The sequence below is a fragment of the Catellatospora sp. NPDC049609 genome (assembly GCF_040675365.1).
GTDB lineage: Bacteria > Actinomycetota > Actinomycetes > Mycobacteriales > Micromonosporaceae > Catellatospora.
Map to the genome: position 1 here is coordinate 1 of NZ_JBFAOU010000139.1, position 21662 is coordinate 21662.

Genomic DNA, 21662 nt, shown 5'->3' on the forward strand with positions numbered 1-21662 from the left:
GCTAACAGTGCCGACGCTCACGGGGCCACCACCGTCACACCGTGGTGCGGGCCACCCACGGCCGAGCCGAGATCACGGGCCGGTAAACTCGTCGGCCGGACTGCCTCAGCGCTGCCAGGGCGGGGGCACCCGCACCGCCGCCATGCCCGCGGCGGCCGCGGCCTGCATCCCCAGGTCGGTGTCCTCGAAGACCAGGCAGTGCTCCGGTGCCACGTCGAGGTGTGCCGCCGCCAGCAGGAAGCACTCCGGGTCGGGCTTGCCCCGGGTGTACTCCCCCGCGCAGACCAGCACGTCGAACCGGTCGAGCAGGCCGAGGGTGCGCAACGAGTGCGACACCGGCTCGCGGGCCCCGCCGGACACCACGGCCATCGGCACGCGGCCGTGCCCGTCCTCGATGTGCCACACCACCTCCGGCACGGCGGTGAGCTCGGGCATCAGCGCCTGGTAGAGGTCGGCGTGGCGGCGTTCGACCGCGGCGACCGGCATGGCCAGGCCCTGCGCCGTGTTGAGGTCGACGACGATGTCGGCCACCGACCGCCCGCCCCAGGCGTAGAACAGCTCCTCGGGCAGGTCGCAGCCCCACTCGCCGAGCGCCTGCCGCCAGGCGCGGTAGTGCAGCGGCATGTTGTCGGCGATGGTGCCGTCGCAGTCGAACAGGTAGGCCCGGAACTCCCCGGGCGGCAGGGCCAGCGTCACCCGGTGAAGGGTACTGACGCCGCACCGGATCGGTGCGCCCGGTTCGGTTTAATGACGGACATGACGGCGACCCACCCCGGACTGCTCAACGGCCGCTACCGCATGGACGAGCGCATCGGCGCGGGCGGCATGGGCGAGGTGTGGCGCGCCACCGACGTCGTGCTGGGCCGGCCCGTCGCGGTGAAGACGGTGCTGGCGGCGCTGGCCGACGACGACGACTTCACCCGCCGCTTCCTCGCCGAGGCGCGGGCCATGGCGGGGGTACGCCATCCGGGCGTGGTCGCCATCCACGACTTCCAGCACGGGCCCGACGGCGCGTACCTGGTGATGGAGTACGTCGACGGCGATCCGCTGTCCAAGGTGCTCGCCCGCTACGGCAGGCTGTCGCCGCTCGCCACGCTGCACCTGGTCGGGCAGGTCGCGAACGCGCTGCACGCGGTGCATGGCCGGGGCATCGTGCACCGCGACGTCAAGCCGGGCAACCTGCTGGTGCGCCCCGACGGCACGCTGCTGCTCACCGACTTCGGCATCGCCCGGCGAGACGGCGCGACGGCGCTGACCGCGACCGGCGCGGTGATCGGCACGCTGTCCTATCTGGCCCCCGAGCAGGTGCTCGGCCACCCGGCGACCGCGCGCAGCGACGTGTACGCGCTCGGCGTGGTCGCGTACGAGTGCCTGACCGGGCGGCGGCCGTTCACCGCGGAGAACCCGTTCGCGGCGGCCATGATGCGGATCAACCAGCCTCCGCCGCCGCTGGGCCCCGACGTGCCCCCGCCGGTGGTGGCGCTGGTGGAGCGGGCACTGGCGTCCGATCCGGACGCGCGCTGGGCGAGCGCCGCCGCGCTCGGTGCCGCGATCGCCCGGGTCGCCGCGGCGCTGCGCGGCACCGGCGCGCCCCCGGCCCCCGCGGGCGGCGAGCCGACGGTGGTGCAGCAACGCCGCCCGACCGCGCCGACGCTGGTCGAGCCCGCGCTCGCCGCCACCGCCGTGATCACCCCGACCCCGCCCCCGGTCGGCGTTGCGGCGGTGCCGGCCGGTTTCGTCGCCCGGGACGGGTACTACGTGCCCGCCTCGCCGATGTGCTGGGGCGGGTTGGTCATCCCCGGCGGGCTGGGGCGCACGCCGCGGCGGATCAGCCCGGACGAGTTGCACTACTGGGAGACGTTCGCCGCGGCGGAGCTGCCGGAGGAGGCCGTCTACCTGCGGCAGGAGGAGCTGATCGAGCATCCGACGGTGGCGGCGGTGTGCTCGGCGCGGGTGCTGGCGGCGTGCAGCCGCGACCCGGGACGCACCCGCGGCTGGGAGCTGGAGCCGTGGCCGGTGCAGCTCGGGCGGGACCGCTGGATCTTCCACTGCCTGGCCGGACCCGGCACCGGCGAGTGGCTCGGCACCGAGTTCCGCTGAGCCCGTCCGCTACGGTGTGGGCGTGGTTGATCAAGATTTGCGGCCGTTCTTCGCCGCCGCCTCCGCCGGGCTGACGTTCAACGCGCCGCTGGGCGAGGCCCGCGCCGCGGACCTGGTCCGGCGCCTGGCGCCAGACGGTCCGCACTGGCGCGCGCTCGATCTGGGCTGCGGCAACGGTGAGCTGCTGCTGCGGCTGTGCCACGCGCACGGGATCGACGGCGACGGCGTGGAGCGTGAGGCCGCCGACGGCGAGCGGGTGCGCCGCCGCGCGGCGGAGCTGGGCATCGCCGACCGGGTCGGCTTCCACGCCGCCGACGCCACGACCTGGGACCGCCCGGCCGAGCTGGTGGTCAACGTCGGCGCGAGCCACATCTGGGGCGGCACCGAGCAGGCCCTGGCCGCGCTGCGCCCGCTGACCGCGCCGGGTGGGAAGCTGCTGTTCGGCGAGGGCTTCTACCGGACGGAGCCGACCGCGCAGGTCCGCGAGATCTTCGGCGACATGACCGACCTGGCGAGCCTGGCCCGGCTGGCGGTGGCCGCGGGCTTCCGCACGACGCACGTGGCGGAGTCGACGCTGGGCGAGTGGGACGACTTCGAGTCGGACTGGCGGGCGGGCATCGAGGCCCTCGGCACCCCGCACGCCCGCGCCTTCGCCGACCGGCGGCGTGACGAGTACCTCGGCGGCTACCGGGGCACGCTCGGCTTCGCCTGGCTGGTGCTCACCGCCGCGTGACCTCGGCGGCCACGGGCTCGGCGTCGCCCGGCTGATGCCAGGTTCAGCCGGGTCCCGCGTGCGGCCGGGCGCGGCCCACGGCTGGTCAGGGTGCGGGTACGGCCACCGGCCGGCGCATCGACCCGGCCGCGCTGAACGCCAGCAGCGCCGCCCCGGCCAGCACGCCCGCCCAGGCGACCGCGGACGCGGTGACCAGGACGCCGAGCACCGCCCCGGCGGCGGCCAGGCCCATCATCGTCCAGGCCAGCCTGGCGAAGACCGGTGCCTCGAACGCGCCCGCGAACGGCAGGAAGTGCGCGCCGACCACGAAGACCACCCACAGCGGGGTCAGCGCGGGGCGGTCCAGGACGTTGTTGAGCAGCGCGGCACCGGCGGGGATGGCGACGACCATCGCCGCGACGGCGGCCCAGTAGATCCGGATGGCACGCCCCGTCGGCGGGCCCGCGGGCGCCGCCGGGGCGCCGGGCCTGATCACGGCGAACCACACGACGGCGGCGAAGCCGAGCGCGCCCGCGACGCGTACCACCGTGCTCAGGGGTGCGGCCAGCTGACCGGCGTTGATGAGGATGAAGACCAGTCCGCCGATGGAGCCGATGATCGCTCCGATACGTTCTCCGCGCATGTGATCATCCAAACACGATCACCGTGCGTGAGGCGTTCGGGTCGATCGGGTAGGCGTCAGCCCTCGCGCGCGGCGCGCACCATGTCGCGTACCCGGAAGGCCATGACGAAGTCGGTGATGGCCCGGGTCAGCGCGATCACGCCGATGACGATGACGAGCAGGGCGACCGAGCGGAAGAACCGCCCGGCGGCCCACAGGCCCAGCAGCATCTCCAGCACGCCGACGATCAGGCCGACCCACCACAGGTCGTGCTCGCGTTTGGACAGGAAGGCCAGCACGATGTCGGCGGCGCCCTTGAACAGCAGGTACCAGCCGAGGATGGCGGCCAGCCAGAACACCGTCTTGCCCGGGTTGATGATCGCGAAGAAGCCGGTGAGCAGGAAGACGATGCCCAGGATGCCGTGCAGCCAGCGCCAGCCGGGTGCGAAGAACATGTCGAACAGCTCGGCCACGGCGGCCACCAGGATCACGATCCCGGCCAGCACGGCGACGGTGCCCAGGCTGCGGGTGTTGAACGCGAGCACCACCCAGCTGACCACGAGCCAGAAGCAGCCGGTGATGAGGAAGACCCACCAGGGCAGCCAGGTCAGCCCGGCCACCCGGCCGGGTGAGGCGAAGGGGTTGCCGGCCATGCCGGCCAGCGGCGACGGCGTGCCCGTCGGCCTGCTCCGGCCGTCTCCGGATGCGGTGGTCATGCCTCCTCCTCGCTGCGCCGTGGGCGGCGTGCACCGGAACCGGCCTGCCTGATCGGTCGGGTGCGCGCGTCCCTGCGTACACCATGCTCCGCGAAACGGGCTGATGTGGCGGACTTGGCCGCACTGCCATGAATCCCAATGAAAGCTCACCAAACGGGCGACGGTAGTACGCTCAGGTTCAGCGCGTCCGCCGTTGCGCGGCGGGCGCACGCAGGCGGGACGCCGGTCGGCGGCCGCCTGCGCGCGGTCCGCACGCGCCGCCCGGCGCGGCGTCCGCCCCTCTCGCGGAGGAGATGATCGCCATGCCCACGGCGACGGAGACGTTCTTCACCGAACTCGGCAAGCGCGGCCACGAGCCGCTGCTGCGGCGCGTCACCGGCAGCATCCGGTTCGACATCGGATCCGGCCGCAGCGTGCAGCGGTGGGTGGTCGACATCGACCACGGCGACATCACCGTGTCGCGGCGCGGGCGCGGCGGCGACTGCGCCGTGCAGACCGACACCGAGACGTTCGACCGGATCCTCGAAGGACACGACAGCACCATGGCCGCGTACCTGCGCGGCGCCATCGGCGCCGAGGGCGATCCCGAGCTGCTCATGCTCACCCAGCGCCTGTTCTCGGAGTCCGCACCCGTGGCGGCCGGCCGTGGCTGACCAGGTGCGCATCCTGCACGGCAACACGTTCGTGGTCAGCGACGACCGGGGTGACATCGAGGCGTCGCCGATCGACCCGTCGGGGCTGTTCGCCTGGGACACCCGCTTCCTGTCCACCTGGGTGATGACCGTGGACGGGCAGCGGCTGGGCATGCTGTCGGTCGACGACCTGCAGTACTTCCAGACCCAGTTCTTCCTCGTGCCGGGCACCGGCACGGTCTACATCGACGCGAAGCTGTCGGTGCTGCGGCTGCGCGAGGTCGGCGACGGCTTCCGCGAGCGCCTGGAGATCCTCAACCACGGCGAGGACCCGGTCGAGCTGACCGTGCGGATCGCGGCGGGCAGCGACTTCGCCGACCTGTTCGACGTGAAGAACGCCCAGCAGAAGAAGGGCGACCTCTACGCCAGGGCCGAGCGCGACCGGCTGGTGTTCGGGTACGAGCGGGAGACGTTCCACCGCTACACCACGGTCACCGCGCAGCCCCGCCCCGAGTTCGACGAGCAGGGGCTGACCTGGACGGTGCGCATCAAGCCGCAGGAGGGCTGGACCGCCGAGCTGCGGGTGGCGCCGACCATCCTCGGCTACGGGGGCAAGCCGGTGCTGCTCGCGCCGCCGATCGTCGACATGGCCGGTGACCTGGACCGGTGGCTGGCCGAGGCACCGCACCTGGAGAGCGACTGGGAGCCGCTGCACACCACGTACCGGCGCAGCCTGATCGACCTGGCGGCGCTGCGGTTCGCCCCGCTGAGCTCGGGCGGGCGCAGCCTGCCGGCCGCGGGCCTGCCCTGGTTCATGACCATGTTCGGCCGGGACAGCATCTTCACCAGCCTGCAGGCGCTGCCGTTCATGCCCGAGCTGGCCGCGACGACGCTGCGGGAGCTGGCCGCGCGGCAGGGCACCCGGCTCGACGACTTCCGCGACGAGGACCCGGGCCGCATCCTGCACGAGATGCGCTACGGGGAGTCGGCGGCGTTCCGGGAGCAGCCGCACACGCCGTACTACGGCAACGCCGACGCGACACCGCTGTTCGTGGTGCTGCTGGACGAGTACGAGCGGTGGACCGGCGACAAGGCCCTGGTGCGGGACCTGGAGCTGGAGGCGCGGGCGGCGCTGCGCTGGATCGACGAGTACGCCGACCTGATGGGCGACGGGTACATCTGGTACCGCCGCCGCAACGAGCAGACCGGCCTGGAGAACCAGTGCTGGAAGGACTCGTGGGACTCGATCTCCTACCGCGACGGGCGCCTGCCGGGCTTCCCGCGCGCCACCTGCGAGCTGCAGGGCTACGCCTACGACGCGCGGGTGCGCGGCGCGCGGCTGGCGCGTGAGATCTGGCGCGACCCGGAGTACGCCGCCGCGCTCGAGCGCAAGGCCGCCGACCTGAAGCGCCGCTTCAACCGCGACTTCTGGGTCGCCGACGGGGAGTACTTCGCGCTGGCCCGCGACACCGAGGGCGGGCAGGTCGACGCGCTGTCGTCGAACATCGGCCACCTGCTGTGGAGCGGCATCGTCGACAAGTCGAAGGCGCGCGCGGTGGCCCGGCACCTGATGGGGCCGCGGCTGTTCTCCGGCTGGGGCGTGCGCACCCTGGCCGTGGGCGAGCGGCGCTACAACCCGATCGGCTACCACGTGGGCACGGTGTGGCCGTTCGACTGCTCGTTCATAGCGTGGGGCCTGCGCCGGTACGGGTTCAAGAAGGAGGCGGCGCAGATCGCGGCCGGGATCCTGGACGCGGCGGAGTTCTTCGGCGGGCGGCTGCCGGAGGCGTTCGGCGGCTACCCGCGCGAGGTGACGAAGTACCCGGTGCAGTACCCGACGGCGTGCAGCCCGCAGGCGTGGTCGACGGGCGCTCCGCTGCTGCTGCTGCGCACGATGCTGGGCCTGCAGCCGCTGGGCGACAGCCTGGTGGTCGACGCGGCGCTGCCCGCCGGGCTGGGCCGGATCGAGCTGCTGGGCATCCCGGGCCGGTGGGGCCGGGTCGACGCGTTCGGCCGCGGCACGGTCAAGGTGCCGCCGACCAGCAGCCTGCGCCCCTCGCTCGCCGCGGCCGGGCGCTGAGCCCGATGGACGGCACCCGGGGTGAGCGGTGACGGCCGCGGGTGCGGCCGTCCCGGCCGGCCGGCCGCCGGTCGCGCTGCGGCAGGCGCTGGTCCCGCTGGCGCTGGCGCAGTTCATCTGCAGCTTCGCCGGCTCCAACATGAACGTGATGATCAACGACATCAGCGAGGACCTGAACACGACGGTCCAGGGCGTGCAGATCGCCATCACCATCTTCCTGCTGGTGATGGCGGCGTTCATGATCCCCGGCGGCAAGCTCACCGACCGGTACGGCCGCAAGCGCTGCTTCACCGCCGGGCTCGTGCTCTACGGCGTCGGCGCGCTGCTGAGCGCCGTGTCGCCCAGCCTCGGCGTGCTCATCCTGGGCAACTCGATCCTGGAGGGCGTCGGCACCGCGCTGCTCATCCCGCCCGTGTACATCCTCACCACGCTGCTGTTCACCGGCGTCGCCGCCCGTGCCCGCGCGTTCGGCGCGATCAGCGCCATGGGCGGGGTCGGGGCGGCGGCCGGGCCGCTGATCGGCGGGCTGATCACATCGGCGCTGAGCTGGCGCTGGGCGTTCGTGTTCCAGGCCGCCGTCATCGCGGTGATCGTCGTGCTGAGCCGCCGCGTCCCGGATCCGCTGCCGCCCGACCCGACCCGGCCGTTCGACGTCGGCGGGACCGTGCTGTCGGCGACCGGGCTCGTCCTGCTCGTCTCGGGCATCCTCGCCGCCGACGACAACGTCTGGCTCATGCTCGCCCTGATCGCCGCCGGGGTGCTGTTCCTCGCCCTGTTCTTCCGGTCGGTGCGCGCCAAGGAGCGCGCGGGCCGCGAGCCGCTGCTGTCCACCGCGCTGTTCCGCAACCGCGTCTCCAACCTCGGCCTGATCACCCAGAACGCCCAGTGGCTGATCCTGATGGGCACGTCGTTCACCGTCGCGGCCTATCTCCAGGTCGTCCGCGGCTACGACGCCATCCAGACCGGCATCATCTTCACCGCCGCCACCGCGGGCCTGCTGATCACGTCGCTGGCCGCCGAGCGGCTGGCCCGCAGGCGCCCGCAGCGCACCCTGATCCAGGCCGGTTTCGTGCTCACCGCGCTCGGGGTCGCCGCGCTGCTGGCCATGGTCGCCTGGTCGCCGAACGTGTGGGCGTTCGCGCCCGGCCTGCTGTTCATCGGGCTCGGGCTCGGCCTGATGCTGACCCCGTCGGTCAACGTCGTGCAGTCCAGCTTCGGCGACGACCGTCAGGGCGAGATCTCCGGCCTGTCCCGCAGCGTGTCGAACCTCGGCTCGTCGCTGGGCACCGCCGTCGCCGGCACGATCATCGTGGCCGGGATCACGGTGACCCCGCAGCGCTCGTACGCGCTGGCGATGGCGGTCCTCGCGGTCGTCGCGGTCGCCGGGCTGTGGGCGGCCTCGCTGCTGCCGAAGACGGCCGCCCCCGGCGCGGCCCGGTCACCCGGCTAGCGGCGTTCGAGCAGCGTACGCAGGTTGGCCACGCCGATCGCGACCGCGGCGGCGAGCGCCAGCACGCCCAGCGCGAAGCGCAGGTTGGTGGCGAGCAGCCAGATCAGGTACACCGTGCCGCCGATGATGGCGAGGCTGAGCAGGAACAGCAGCAGCCGGCGGCGCAGCAGCGCCTCGACGGCCATCACGATCAGCACCGCGGCCAGCGTCACCCACAGCACGCCGCCGAGGTCCAGCAGCAGGCCGAGGCCGAGCAGGATCAGCAGCACCGACAGCGACGCCCCGGTCCAGAACCGCAGCAGCGCGCCCGCCGGGGTGGTCACGTCGGGCACGGCACGGTGGCGCAGGTGGGCGTGCGGCGGCGGCTCGGGCACCGCGGTGCCGACCTCGCGCAGCTGGTCGCGCTCGTTGACGGCGGCGCGGCGGCGGGTGCGCAGCGCGGCGATCGCCTGCTCCCGCTCGGTGGTCTGGGCCGCGCCGCCGTCGCCGCCGCGCCGGGAGTCGGTGACCGTCGTGGGCAGCACCTCCAGCCCGGACGCGGCCCGGCGCAGCTCGTGCTGGCCCTCGGCGATCTGCTCGTCCAGCTCCGCGACGAGCCCGTCCAGCTCGGTGATGCGGGTCAGCCGGGCTTCGGCCGCGGCGGCGGGCGGCGGCACCCGGTCCAGGCCCGCCCAGCCGACGGGGTCGGCCCAGGACGCGCGGATCGCGCCGCTGCGCTCGTAGCGGGGGCCGGCCGGGGCCCGCTCCCCGCCGAACGGGTCGTCGGTGTCCAGCCCCCACAGCCCCCGGTAGTCGCGGACCCACGGCGTGGCCGAGTCGATCAGGATCGGGGTCCACGGGCGGGCGGTGCCGGGACCGATGCGCACGCCGTCGCCGCGCCGGTAGTCGACGTACGGGATGCCCAGGCCGAGCCGGGGCCGGTTACGGGTCCACGGCAGCAGCACCGAGCGGACGGCGTTGACCACAGCGAACGCCTTGGCCAGCGCGGGCGGCTGCACCCGCACCAGGTAGTCGCCGGGCAGGTACGCCCCCGAGTGCGAGCCCGCCCCGGCGTTGCCGACGATGTGCGTGCCGTCGAACCAGGTCAGGTCCGGGTCGTCGGGGCGGCGGCGCAGGTCGGCGCCGACCTCGTCGTGGGAGGACAGCGCCACCCAGGCCACGGTGTGCCCCTCGCCGCTGTGCGGGCCGGGATCGGGCCCGGACGGCACCAGGAAGACGGTGATCTGCTCCCAGTCGGACTCGTGGTCGTTGACGCCGGCGAAGCTGGACCGCCAGTCGTTCATCGCGTACAGGAACCAGTACTGGATCACCACGTAGCCGCCGTCGGTGCTGACGTGGGCGTGGTAGGCGTCGTACGGGTCGGTGACGGCGGCGTACTGCCGCTGCACGGCCGCGGTCAGGCCGCCGGGCACCCGGCCGCGCAGCGTCAGCGACAGCCGCATCAGCGAGTCGATGACCCGGCCGAGCAGGCCCACCGCGGCCAGCCGCGACACCCCGGTGAACGCGGGCCGGTCCGGGCGGCGCCGCCAGGCGAGCAGCTCGCGGCGTTGCAGCGAGCGCGGCGCGTAGCGCAGGAACAGCGGCGCGTCCGGGTTGGCCCGCGCCTGCTCGGCCAGCCGCCGCGGGTCGAGCTGCCCGTGGTCGACGAGCAGGGTGGCCGTGCCCTGGCCGTCGCGGCGTGACGACCACAGCGCCGCACCGGCCAGGTACTGCTCGACGGGCATCGGGTGGAACAGCTCGCCCGCGGTGAAGGCCAGCACCGGCTCGAACCGGCGCACGAGGGCGAGCAGGTCGGTGCCCGCGGGCAGTCCCGGGGCATCGCGCTCGCCACTCACCCCTGCAGTCTCGCGCCCCGGCCCCCGCCGCAGCGCCGGAACGCCCGCATCCGCCGCCCGCAACGCGGCCGGACCCGGGCGTCCCGCACCTCCGCCACGTGATCGAGGCTCCGTTCGCGCTTTCCCGCGACCGGAGCCTCGATCATGAAACCCGACGGCTACCGCACGACGGTGCGCACGATCTGCCGCACCTGCTTGTGCTTGCCGGCGCGGTGGGCCGCCAGCAGCTCGGCGAACTTCTCCCCCGCCAGCACGGGCAGCCTGAGCTGGGCCGCCTTGTCGGCGTTGGACCCGGCGCCGTCGCCGACGACGACGAAGTCGGTCTTGCGCGACACCGACCCGGACGACCTGCCGCCGAGCACCTCGACCGCCTCGTTGCCCTCGGTGCGACTCAGGCCCGGCACCGAACCGGTGACGACGACGGTCAGCGGCGTGCCGTCGCGGCGCTGCAGCGGCAGGGCCGCGCCGCCCTGCTCCGCCGCGGCGGGCGAAAGGGCCGGGCTGCCCGGCTCCTCCATGGTGACCCCGTGCGCGGCGAGCCGCTCGATGACCGGGGCCAGCTCGGCCAGCTCGGCGACGATGACCTGCGCGCGGCCGGCCCCGATCCCGTCGACCAGCTCCCAGTCGGCGGCCGTCGCGGCCTGGATCGCGGCCATGGTCCCGAAATGGCGGGCGATGCGCCGGGACAGCGATCGGCCGGTCATGCGCACCCCGAGGGCGGTCACCACGCGCGACAGGGGCTTGCGCTTGGACGCCTCGATGTTGGCGACCAGGTTCGCCGCCGACAGCGCGCCCATCCCGTCCAGGCGGGACAGCGTCGCGGCGTCCAGCCCGTACAGGTCGGCGGGGTCGGTGACCAGGCCCGCGGCGAGGAGGCTGTCGACGACCTTGTCACCGAGGCCCTCGATGTCCATCGCGTCGCGGCCGGCGTAGTACAGCAGGGCCTCCCTGGCGCCGCAGGCCCGGCCGCGCAGACAGCGCCAGCGCTTCTGGGACCGGTCGATCTCGCCCTGGCAGCGCGGGCAGCAGGCCGGGGGCTCGAACGGCTGCGCGGTCTCGGGCCGCTCGTCGAGCTTGGCGCCGGTGATCTCCGGGATCACCTCGCCGGCCCGACGGACGAACACCGTGTCGCCGACCCGCACGTCGCGCAGCAGCAGGTCGGCGAAGTTGTGCAGGGTCGCCGACGCGACGATGACCCCGCCGACCTGGACCGGCTCCAGCACCGCGACCGGGGTGATCAGCCCGGTGCGGCCCACCTGCACGTCGATGCGCAGCAGGGTGGTGGTGCGGGTGTCGGCGGGGAACTTGTACGCCACGGCCCAGCGCGGCGCCCGGCTCGACTCACCCGCCGCCTGCTGGTCGGCGGTGAAGTTGGCCTTGACGACCACGCCGTCCACGGCGAAGCCGAGCTGCCCGCGCCGGGCGCCGAGCGCGGCGACGACGTCGACGACCTCGTCGATGCTGGTCCCGACGACCATCCCGGCCGACGACTGCGCCGTGGTGGCCACCCCGAGCCCGGCCAGGTAGGCGATCGCGTCCGAGTGGGCCTGCGCGTGCTCGGCCGGCACCCCGACCGCGGCGTAGGCCAGGAACGACAGCGGCACCCGGTAGCCGCGGCCGGTCGCCCGGATCGTGCCGGCGGCGGCCGAACGCGGGTGCACGAACGGCGGCTCGCCGTTGGCCTCCCGGATCGCGTTCGCCGCCGCGAAGTCGGCGTCGGTCATGAACACCTCGCCGCGCACCTCGATGCTGACCGGCGCCGCGAGCTGCCGCGGCAGGCCCGCGACCAGCCGGGCCTGGGCGGTGACGTCCTCGCCGGTGCGCCCGTCGCCGCGGGTGGCCACCAGCGTCAGCCGCCCGTCGACGTAGTGGGCCGCCACCGCCAGCCCGTCGACCTTCGGCTCGACCGTGTACTGGGCGACCCGCTGGCCGACCGCCTTGTGCAGCCGGGCGGCCCAGCCGCGCAGGCCGTCCTCGTCGAAGACGTTGTCCAGGCCGAGCATCGGCCCGCTGTGCTCGACGTCGCCGCCGGCGCCGCCGACGATCCTGGTGGGCGAGCCGGTGACCTGCCACGCGGGGTGGTGGTCCTCGGTCGCCGCGATCCGCGCGACGAGCGCGTCGTAGGTGGCGTCGTCGACGGTGGCGTCGCCCGCGTGGTACGCCGTGGCGGCGCGCAGGGCCCGCGCGACGGCGGCGAGGTATTCGTCGTGGGTGTAGAACGGCTGGGCGTGCGTCGGGTCGACGACCGGTGCGGCCGCGGTGACAGGCATGGGGGTTCCCTTCGTCCGGACCCGCTGGCGGAACTGGGCAGCTATAACGTATCCGCAGGGTGTGACAGGAATGGCGCGCCGAAACGGGCCCCGCGACGCCCGTCACGCCGCGGGCGCCGGCGCGCGTTCCGGTGGAGGGCCGACCGGCTGAACAGCCGACGGGCGCGGCCGACCGCACCAGCGGGGCCGGACCTCGGGGGCCGCGCGGCGTGGACCGTGCGTGCCTACTTTGGGGCGCACCGTCACGCCTGTACGCGCCCCGGCCAAGATCTCGCTTATGCTCCGCCGGTTCGACGACGACACACGCACCGGGGGACGAAGGCCGCATGAACGAGACGGGCCAGGAGCAGACCATCGACATCGTGGATCCGATGGTCGACCGCGCGGTCCGGCTGTTCACCTTCCTCGGCGCGGCGGCCGGGCTGAAGAACACCCCGATCCGCTCGGTCGACTCGTACCACTCGTCGCTGTGGCTGGGCGCGCTGCCGGTGCACCACGCCGTACGCCTCGCGCACCGCAACGGCGACCCGCTGCCGGACGCGCCGCTGCTCACCGTGGACCGGGTGCCCCGGCCCGCGCCGCCCTCGGTGCCCGAGGCGCTGGCGCCGTGGCTGGACGGCGCGCTCGACGACGCGCAGCGCCCGCCCGTCCTGCGCGACACGATCACCGTGCCCGCCGACAGCCCGGCCGTGCCCGAGGGTCTGGCGCCGGCCGACGATCCGGACGCGACCGTCGTGCTGGGCCACCCGGCCGACCCGGATCAGCCGTCCACCGGCCCCGGCGAGGCCGCGGCCGCGGCCGGCCACCCGGACGGCGCGCCCGACCCGGGCGACGCCGGGGACGGGACGCTGCGCTCGGTGCAGCTGCGGCTGGCCGAGCTGCCCGCGGTCCGCGCCGAGCTGGACGCCTGGCTGGCGCGGTGGCAGGACTGGGCCGGCACCGAGCGGCGCGACGAGCAGGTGCGCGAGTTCTACCGCAGGCTGTTCACGATGCACGTGGCGTCCTCGGGCAACCCCGAGGAGCTGGAGCTCGTGCTGGGCGTGGCGTGCCTGGGCTGGCTGCCGCCGCACGGCCACGCCGCGGTCAAGCGGCACCTGCTGACGGTGCCCGCGGTGATCCGGCTCAACGACGACACCGGCCGGCTGACCGTCGAGCGGGCCGAGAGCGGCGACACGCTGCGGGTCGAGGTCGACATGCTCGACCCGAGCCTGGTCAACGCCCGCAACGTCAACGAGGTCCGGGCCCGCGCCCAGCAGGCCGAGGAGCACCCGCTGCACCGCGAGGCGGTCGGCGCGCTGGCCCGCAGCCTGGTGCACACCCTGGACCCCGACGCCGAGTACGACGACGGCGACGACCAGCCCTCGGTCGGCGCGCGCCCCGCCGCGGCCTTCGCTCCGGCGATCGTCCTGCGCAAGCGCTCGCAGCAGGGCATCGTCGACATCTTCCGGACCATCGTCGAGCAGCTGTCGGCGGCGGCGGCCGTGCCCGACGGCGTGCTGCCGCTGGTCGACCCCGACCACCGCCCGGCGGTGACCGCCGACAGCCGCGACGGCGCGGTGGTGCAGGTCGACGACGAGCACTTCCTGCCGCTGCCGGTCAACGACGTGCAGCGGCGCATCGTCTCGCACGTGGACACCCGGGCGCAGACCCTGGTGCAGGGCCCGCCCGGCACGGGCAAGACGCACACCGCCGCCGCGCTGCTGGCGCACCTGCTGGCGCAGGGCAAGCGGGTGCTGGTCACCGCGCACACCGACCGCGCGCTGCGGGAGGTGCGCGACAAGCTGCCCGCGGCGTTCAAGCCGCTGTCGGTGTCGGTGGTCGGCACGTCGCGCGAGGACATGGCCGACCTCAAGGTCGCGGTGGAGCGGATCGCGGCCACCGCCGCCGACCACGACCCGCAGCGCTCCGCCGACACCATCGCGCGCCACCTGGCCGAGATCGACGAGCTGCGCCGCCGCCGTGCCGCCGTGCACCGGCAGCTGATCGACGCGCGGGCGGCCGACGTCGCCGTGTACGAGGTGGACGGCTTGCACGGCACGCAGGCCGCCATCGCCCTGCAGCATCGCGAGCTGGCCCCGTGGTTCGAGTGGCTGACCGGGTTCGCCGCCCTCGGCGCGCAGACCCCGGTCCCGCTGACCGACGAGGAGATCACCGCCTGGCACGGGCTGCTGCGCGACGCCGCGCTGGCCGCCGACGAGGCCGAGTCGCACCGCCGCCTGCCCGACCTCGCCGCGGTGCCCACCCCCGACGCGTTCGCGCAGCTGGTGACCGACGAGGCCACGGCCAGGGCCCGGCACGAACGCTACGAGGCGCACCGGGCCCACGCCGGGTACGCCGTCGTCGGCCGGCTGCCCGAGGCCTCGCGCCGGGAGTTCCAGCGGGTGCTGCGGGAGCTGGCCGACCGGGTGGAGGAGCTGTCCCGCCGCCCCGAGACGTGGATGCCGCAGGCGCTGGCCGACGTGCGCTCGGGCCGCAGCGCGATCTGGCAGTCGCGCGCCGACACCATCCACCAGCTGGTCGAGACCGCCGCCACGCCGCTGGCCTCGCTCGGCCACCTGACCCGGGTCACCGTCGCCGCCGCCGACCCCGGGCCGCTCGAACCGCTGGCCACCGCGCTGCTGCACCACCTGGCGGGCGACAAGACGATCAAGACCAATGCCGACGGTACGCCGAAGCTCGGCGTGCTCACCCCGCAGGTGGTCAAGCAGGCGCAGCCGCTGTTCGACCAGGTCCGCGTGAACGGCGTGGTGCCGACCACCCCCGACCGGCTGCAGGCGTTCCTGCTGTGGGCGCAGGCGCACCGGGCGGTGACCGCGCTCGACCGGGCCTGGCCCACCGGCACCGTCATCCCCGACGAGGACACCCTCGCCGAGCGCCTGCAGTGGCACCGCACGGAGCTGGCGCAGCTGCGCAAGGCGCAGGCGCTCGGGACGGCGCTGGACGCCGAGGACCGCCGGTTCGCCCAGGCGCAGCTGCCCCGGCCGGACTGGAACGACGTCGCCTCGCTGCGCGGGTACGCCGCGCTCGCCGACGCGGCCGTGTCCGCCGACGTGCTGGCCGCCGCCACGGCGCCGCTGTCGCGGCTCGACGTCGAGATGTACGAGACGGCGCGCTGGGAGGACGCGGCCGAGTGCGTACGCCGCGCGCTGCAGGCCGTGCGCGACCGCGACGTCAACGCCTACGGCGGCGCGTACGCGCGGCTGGCCCGGCTCGACGCGGTGCGCCGGTCCTGCGCCCGCCGCGACGAGCTGTCCGCGCGGCTGCGGCAGGGCGCGCCCGAGCTGCACCGGGCGATCACCGAGCAGCCCGGGGACGGCGCCTGGCCGCAGCGGCTGGCCGCGTTCGAGCGGGCGTGGGCGTGGACCCGCACCCGGGCCTGGCTGCGGGAGCTGGAGAACACCGACGTCAACGCGCTGCAGGCCGACATTCACCGGATCGAGCGGCGCATCCACCACGTGGTCGAGCAGCTCGCCGCCGAGCGGGCGTGGAGCCACGCGGTGTCGCCCGGCCGGCTCACCGGGCGCTCGCGCGCCAACCTGGAGCACTACGCCTACCTGGTGCGCCGGCTCGGCAAGGGCACCGGCAAGTACGCCCCGCAGCAGCGCATGGAGATCCGCCAGGCGATGGACAAGTGCCGCCCGTCGGTGCCGGTGTGGATCATGCCGATCTACCGCATCGCCGAGCAGCTGGAGATCCACCCGGACATGTTCGACGTGGTCGTGGTCGACGAGGCGTCGCAGGCGAGCCTGGAGGCGACGTTCCTGCAGTACCTCGCCCCGAAGATCGTGGTGATCGGCGACGACAAGCAGATCTCGCCGTCGGCGGTCGGCGTCGACCAGGCGGCGCTGCGGGCGCTGGCCGGGCAGTACATCCACGACGACCCGTACCGCTCGTCCTGGCAGGACCCGCAGCGCAGCCTGTTCGACGAGGCCCGGATGCGGTTCAGCGGCCTGCTCACGCTGGTCGAGCACCGCCGCTGCGTGCCCGAGATCATCGGCTTCTCCAACCGCATCGCCTACGAACCCGACGGCATCCGGCTGCAGCCGGTGCGCCAGTACGGCGCCGACCGGCTGGAGCCGATCAAGCCGGTGCTGGTCCCCGACGGGTACGTGCGCGGCACCACGAACAAGGTCAACCCGGCCGAGGTGGACGCGATCGTCGACCAGATCGAGAAGTGCATCGCCGACCCGCGCTACGACGGGCTCAGCTTCGGCGTCATCTCCCTGCTGGGCAAGGCGCAGGCCGCCGCGATCGAGAAGCAGCTGCTGGAGCGCATCCCGCCCGCCGAGTGGGCCGCCCGCGACCTGCGCTGCGGCGACTCGGCCGACTTCCAGGGCAGCGAGCGCGACGTGGTGTTCCTGTCCATGGTCGCCGCGATCGAGCCGGGGCGGTCGCTGATCTCGCTGACCCGCGACGACTACGTCAAGCGTTACAACGTCGCCGCGTCGCGGGCCAAGGACCAGATGTGGCTGTTCCACTCGATCCGGCTGTCCGACGTCGGCAACCCCGAGGACATGCGCTTCCAGCTGCTCGACTACTGCTACGGCGTGGCCGACCGGCCGTCGTCGGAGGCCGTGGCCGCCATCGCCGCCGGGGTGCCGCACGACCGGCGGGTGGAGCCGTTCGACTCGCTGTTCGAACAGCGCGTCTACAACAGGCTCGTGGACCGCGGGTACACGGTGCTGCCGCAGTACCAGGTCGACGCGTACCGCATCGATCTGGTCGTGGTCGGCGGCAAGGCGCGGCTGGCGGTCGAGTGCGACGGCGACGCCTGGCACGGCCCGGACGCCTACGAGCGTGACCTGGCCCGCCAGCGCAACCTCGAACGCTGCGGCTGGCGCTTCTTCCGCATCCGCGAGTCCGCGTTCTACGTCGACGAGCAGGCCGCGCTCGCCGACCTCTGGGCGGCCCTGCGCGAGCTGGACATCCACCCCTCCGGCTGGACCCCCGACGGAGACGACCCCGCCGACGCGACCGGCCCGGACACGGCGGTGGTCGGCGACGAGCAGGACACCCTCGTGCCGGACCCGGCTGTGTCCGAGACCGACACCCTGGTCCTGGATCCGGGCTCGGCCGTCACCGAGGTGATCGACGCCCAGCTGCTCGAAGCCCCGGTGCCGGACACCCAGGTGCTCGACGCGGTGACGACCGTCGAGCTGGATCTCGGGCCCGAGGTAGAGGCGACGCTGCGCGACGTGCTGGACACCGAGCCGGAGCCCGACCCGGCCATGGTCGCGCCCGTCGCGGACCAGCCCAGCACCCTGCCGGCGTACGAGGAGTTCCGGGGCAGCGTCCCGTCGGCGCTGGAGGCGTCCCGGCAGGAGCTGATCGACGGGATCCTGGCGATCGTCGCGGTCGAGGGGCCGGTGCTCGGCGATCGCATCCACACCGCGTACGTGCGCGGCTCCGGCGGCGTGCGGGTCGGCAAGTCCATCGCGAGCGCGCTGAACTCGGCGATCACGCTGGCCGTGCGGCGCGGCGCGCTGGTCGAGGAGAACCCGCTGCAGGAGGCCGGGAACAAGCCCCGCACCTACCGGCTGGCACACCAGCCGAGCGTGCGGGTGCGCCGGCTCGGCCCGCGCGCGCTCGACGACGTGCCCCCGGCGGAGGTAGCGGCGCTGCTGACCGCGGCGGCCGAGACGCACGGCTGGGGCGACCCGCAGGCCCTGTTCCGGGCCACCCTGGAGACGCTCGGCCTCAAGCGGCTCACCAAGAACGTCGACGACCGGCTGACCCGCTGCATGCTGCTCACGAAGCGCTGACCGTCCCGCATGCGGTCGATCGCGTCCCCGCCCGGAGCCGGGTGGGGACGCGATCGACCGCCGGAGCCGGTGTCAGCCGCCCGTGCTCGGCGACGGCGCGGGACCCGTCGGATCCGGGACCGCACCGGTCGGCACCTCGACCCGGACGGGGTCGCCGTAGTCGGCATACACCCAGGTCACCGTGCTGTCCAAGCTGAACGTCGACCGGCCCGTCCGGAGGTACTTCACCCGGTGGACGACCTTGGCGACCTTGCCCGAGTCCACGCCCACCTCGACCGTGCCCGTCACCGGGATCCGGTCGGGCATGCCCCCGCTCTCCTCCTCGACCGTGAACTCGAACGCGTAGCGCCGCACCGCCGCGCCGCCCGTCCCCGACACCCCGAGGTCGGTGACGGTGCCCAGTTCGGCCAGCTCCGCCAGCCGCTGCGCCGGCTCCGCCGACGACGCCAGGTCCACATTGCCGAGGTAGGCGTACACCCCGGTCATCGGGTAGCAGGGCTTCTTCGCCCACATGGTGAGCTTGCGCCGGTAGCAGTCGTCGCCGACCGTCCGGACCTCGAACCGCGGGTCACCCGGCTCGCGCAGGTAGCCCGCCGGGACCGCCGGGTCGTACGCCCCCTCGTAGTGACGGCGCTCCGGACCGGGCAGCGCCGGCACGGTCCTCGTCTGCGTCGTGACGGTGAAGGTGAAGCTGGTCTGTGCGGTGGCCTGGGCCGCCGCCGCCAGCCGGATGTCCGGCGCCGCCACCGGCACCTGGTCGCCGCCGGGCGGCGCACCGCCGAACCCGCCGAACCCGGCGACCGCCGCGGCCACCGCCGCGACCGTGCCCAGTGCCGCGGTGCCCAGCAGCGCCGTCCGGCCCCGGCGGGTGCGGCGGCCCCGGTGCAGCAGCCGCTCGGTCGGCGCCGCCGTGGCCGGCTCGCGCTCGGCCAGGGTACGCAGTGCCATGGAGAACTCCTCCTCGTCGATCATCGTGATGTCCTCTCGACAGGCCGGTCGGATGCCTTCAGCAGCTCGCGCAGCTTGTTCATGGCCCGGAAGTGCTGCGCCTTGACCGTGCCCACGGCCAGGCCCAGCTCCGTCGCGACCTGCCGCTCGGACAGGTCGGCGTAGTGGCGCAGCACCACCACCGCGCGCTGCTGGCGGGACAGCGACAGCAGCGCCGCCCGCAGTTCCTCGTGCGGTTCGCCCGCCGCGCCCGGCGAACCGGCGACCTCGGGCGACTCCGCCGTCAGGTGCTCGCGGCGGGTGCGCCGCCACCAGCTCACGTTCCCATTGGCCAGCATGCGGCGCAGGTAGGCGTGCGGGTCGCCGCGGGCCGTCACCTGTCGCCAGCGCAGGTAGAGCTTCACCAGGCAGTCCTGCAACAGCTCCTCGGCACGGTGCCGGTCGCCGCACAGCAGGGTGGCGATGCGCAGGTGGGATGCCCATACCTCGTCGACGAAGGCGGCGTAGCCGGTGTCCCCGGCCCACGTTCTCGCTTCGGTCATGCCTGTCCCACGTCGCGGCGGATCAGAAGGTTTACGACTTAACTGGCAAGCAGTTGAGCTGACGGCCGGGTCGTCGCCAAGCTCACCGGCTCTCTCGCTCCGTGGCCGACTTCGCTAGCCTGCTTTGGCTCGCCAGCAAGCAGGGCTGGTCGGTCGTCGCGTTGGATTTCGGCATCGACACGTCCACGGTCAACGGCCGGCTGGCGGCCCACATCATCATGAGGGTGGCGGCGTGGGAGCGCGAGATTATCGTCGAGCGCACCCGGGAACGCTGGCTGAGGCCAAAGTGCATGGCGTGAAGCTAGAGCGCCCGATCCTCGTAACGTCCGCGACGGTCGAGCTAGTGCGCCACCTCCGGAGCCGGGCCTGACAGTCAAGGGTGTGGCCACCCACCTCAACAAGGCCACGGTGCAGACGTGCACGGGGGAATCGCTGGTACACCTCGACCATCCGAGTCGTGCCGGCGCGCTCCGGCGGTCACTTTGGCCGTACACACGCTTGAGGCACTACGCGACGACATGTGATCACGTCCTAGAAATGACCTCAGAGTGTTCTACCGGATCGCACGCTGACACGAAACGAGCGATTGCCGCCGGGGCTCCGGGGGGTGAGAACCCGGAGCCTTCCGTGTCGTCCGTCAGCGCTTCGGCTGGAGGACGAGCCGCTGGCCTTCACTGATCGGCGTCGCCCAGCTGGTCGCGTCGGCATCAGGCAGCGTCTTGCCAGTCTTGGCACGCCACGCCGACACCACGGCGGCCTTGACCTCGTCAACCGGCTTCCCGGCGTGCGAAGCGAAGACGCGGTCGAGCACGGGCTGATGCTCAGCAGCCCAGTTCAGGACGGCCTGGTTCGCGGCCTGCTCAAGGCCAGCCCTGTTGAACTTGAACTTAACGTTGGCCATACCCTCCCCCAAGGGATTGTGGGTGCCATCCCCTGGCACCGCTACATGTAGGGTACGGCCACGACCCCCGAGCTTCCATCACGTTCACGGCGTGTCGCGCGGGCTTCGCCGCCACCAAGATCCAGCACGGAATACCTCAGCAAGCGCCTTGAGGATGGTGGGCCGGTCCTTGGGGTCAGCCCCACGCAGAGCGACGACGGCGATGATGACCTTGCCAGCTACGGGGATACCCACGACGGCAAGCACAGCCCACGGGCTAGCTGCGAGAAGGGGTTCGAGCGCCACTGCCATTCCTCCTAAGCTCCTGGAGGGCTTAGGGTGCGAAAACCCAGCCCAACCAGCACGACTTCACTGGTGTGGCTGAGCCCTCGCCTTCGGCAAGCAGGACGTCAGTCAAGGCGAGTAGACTCGCCAGTATGATCATCTACAAGATGGTGGGCCTCCACCGAGGGTGGTGATTCCCCGGGTGGAGCATGTAGTTCGAGCCACCGCGCTCCCGGCCGAAGCGGGAGGAGGTTCCAAAGCTCGGGACAGGCATCGCGCCTGGCCCGCTACAAATATTCGGCTCATGCCATCGGCATCGCGCCTCAGGCCGCTTGCCAGCATACACATCGGACGCACATCACGCTACGTAGCCGCCCCTGAGGTCGCCGCCGAGGTCCTAAACGGTCATGACACATGTCGCACCATGCGTCGCGCGTCAGCTCACTTCAGGAACACCGCAAGCACAGCTGCCACCGAGCCGAGCAAGGCCGCCCAGGCATAGATGCGCTCAGTGCCTTCGCGGCTGGGCTTCGGGCGTCGCGCCACGTGATCACTCCGAGGGGAACAGGCGACGTCTGGCACGCCGCATGTTCATCACAACGAACGACCAGTCACTTAGTAATGGGGCATCCCAGCCCATCCACCACACCGCCGGGCACATCCTCAGGGGCGGTGTCCGGCGGCAGTGGTCAGGCGCTGAACAGGATCTTGTCCACGAGCAGGTTTGAGGTTCCCAGTGAAGATGGTGATGGTCTCACCGCTCGGGTCTGACTCCGAGGTTCCTTGACTCGAAGTTGATGTCGTTAGCGGGATTTGTCGGCTCCAGTG

The 21662-nt window shown here is 73.3% G+C and carries 14 protein-coding genes and 1 pseudogene; 7 read left to right on the forward strand and 8 right to left on the reverse strand.

From position 1 onward, the window contains the following. Positions 1 to 105: 105 nt before the first annotated feature. On the reverse strand, positions 106 to 696 hold the full coding sequence (locus tag AB0J67_RS29265; protein WP_363486804.1) for an HAD family phosphatase: 591 nt from the start codon (positions 694 to 696) through the stop codon (positions 106 to 108). Between the two features lie 60 nt (positions 697 to 756). Between AB0J67_RS29265 and AB0J67_RS29270 the strand changes: the two genes are divergently transcribed. Together AB0J67_RS29270 and AB0J67_RS29275 are read left to right on the forward strand one after the other, a co-directional pair. After that, positions 757 to 2100 (forward strand): protein kinase, encoded by a 1344-nt coding sequence (locus tag AB0J67_RS29270; RefSeq protein ID WP_363486806.1) that lies wholly within the window; start codon positions 757 to 759, stop codon positions 2098 to 2100. Positions 2101 to 2122: 22 nt separating this feature from the next. After that, on the forward strand, positions 2123 to 2833 hold the full coding sequence (locus AB0J67_RS29275; RefSeq protein ID WP_363486808.1) for a class I SAM-dependent methyltransferase: 711 nt from the start codon (positions 2123 to 2125) through the stop codon (positions 2831 to 2833). A gap of 85 nt (positions 2834 to 2918) precedes the next feature. Here AB0J67_RS29275 and AB0J67_RS29280 read toward each other — a convergent pair whose 3' ends face one another. Both AB0J67_RS29280 and AB0J67_RS29285 read right to left on the reverse strand, forming a co-directional pair. After that, the gene (locus AB0J67_RS29280) at positions 2919 to 3455 is read right to left on the reverse strand and encodes a hypothetical protein (RefSeq protein ID WP_363486810.1); all 537 of its coding nucleotides are present in this window, start codon (positions 3453 to 3455) and stop codon (positions 2919 to 2921) included. A gap of 56 nt (positions 3456 to 3511) precedes the next feature. Next, on the reverse strand, positions 3512 to 4150 hold the full coding sequence (locus AB0J67_RS29285) for a DUF308 domain-containing protein (protein ID WP_363486812.1): 639 nt from the start codon (positions 4148 to 4150) through the stop codon (positions 3512 to 3514). A 302-nt stretch (positions 4151 to 4452) separates the two neighbouring features. Between AB0J67_RS29285 and AB0J67_RS29290 the strand changes: the two genes are divergently transcribed. Genes AB0J67_RS29290 through AB0J67_RS29300 form a run of 3 tightly spaced genes read left to right on the forward strand, consistent with a single transcriptional unit; the run spans position 4453 to position 8312 of the window. Continuing rightward, complete coding sequence (locus AB0J67_RS29290) at positions 4453 to 4803, forward strand: SCP2 sterol-binding domain-containing protein (RefSeq protein ID WP_363486814.1); 351 nt, start codon at positions 4453 to 4455, stop codon at positions 4801 to 4803. After that, positions 4796 to 6862 (forward strand): glycogen debranching N-terminal domain-containing protein, encoded by a 2067-nt coding sequence (locus AB0J67_RS29295; protein WP_363486816.1) that lies wholly within the window; start codon positions 4796 to 4798, stop codon positions 6860 to 6862. The genes AB0J67_RS29290 and AB0J67_RS29295 overlap by 8 nt, the downstream gene beginning before the upstream one ends. 28 nt (positions 6863 to 6890) lie before the next feature. Then, positions 6891 to 8312: an MFS transporter gene (locus AB0J67_RS29300; RefSeq protein ID WP_363486818.1), complete on the forward strand. Its 1422-nt coding sequence runs from the start codon at positions 6891 to 6893 to the stop codon at positions 8310 to 8312. Here the strand turns inward: AB0J67_RS29300 and AB0J67_RS29305 are convergent. Beyond that, the gene (locus AB0J67_RS29305; protein ID WP_363486820.1) at positions 8309 to 10147 is read right to left on the reverse strand and encodes a hypothetical protein; all 1839 of its coding nucleotides are present in this window, start codon (positions 10145 to 10147) and stop codon (positions 8309 to 8311) included. The two genes, AB0J67_RS29300 and AB0J67_RS29305, sit on opposite strands and share 4 nt — an antisense overlap. 158 nt (positions 10148 to 10305) lie before the next feature. Continuing rightward, a complete protein-coding gene (ligA, locus tag AB0J67_RS29310) occupies positions 10306 to 12417 on the reverse strand; it encodes an NAD-dependent DNA ligase LigA (protein ID WP_363486822.1) in 2112 nt (703 codons plus the stop codon). Positions 12418 to 12743: 326 nt separating this feature from the next. Between ligA and AB0J67_RS29315 the strand changes: the two genes are divergently transcribed. Then, positions 12744 to 18179 (forward strand): AAA domain-containing protein, encoded by a 5436-nt coding sequence (locus tag AB0J67_RS29315; protein WP_363486825.1) that lies wholly within the window; start codon positions 12744 to 12746, stop codon positions 18177 to 18179. 72 nt (positions 18180 to 18251) lie between these two features. On the opposite strand, the gene AB0J67_RS29320 is transcribed toward AB0J67_RS29315, so the two are convergent. Beyond that, entirely contained in the window at positions 18252 to 19151 is a 900-nt protein-coding gene (locus AB0J67_RS29320; RefSeq protein ID WP_363486827.1) for a hypothetical protein, read from the reverse strand. After that, positions 19148 to 19669: a SigE family RNA polymerase sigma factor gene (locus tag AB0J67_RS29325; protein WP_363486829.1), complete on the reverse strand. Its 522-nt coding sequence runs from the start codon at positions 19667 to 19669 to the stop codon at positions 19148 to 19150. The genes AB0J67_RS29320 and AB0J67_RS29325 overlap by 4 nt, the downstream gene beginning before the upstream one ends. Positions 19670 to 19761: 92 nt before the next feature. Between AB0J67_RS29325 and AB0J67_RS29330 the strand changes: the two are divergent. Continuing rightward, positions 19762 to 19968 (forward strand): annotated as a pseudogene (locus AB0J67_RS29330) (recombinase family protein); the annotation flags it as partial. Positions 19969 to 20306: 338 nt separating this feature from the next. Here AB0J67_RS29330 and AB0J67_RS29335 read toward each other — a convergent pair. Further along, complete coding sequence (locus tag AB0J67_RS29335) at positions 20307 to 20570, reverse strand: hypothetical protein (protein WP_363486831.1); 264 nt, start codon at positions 20568 to 20570, stop codon at positions 20307 to 20309. Positions 20571 to 21662: the final 1092 nt, after the last annotated feature.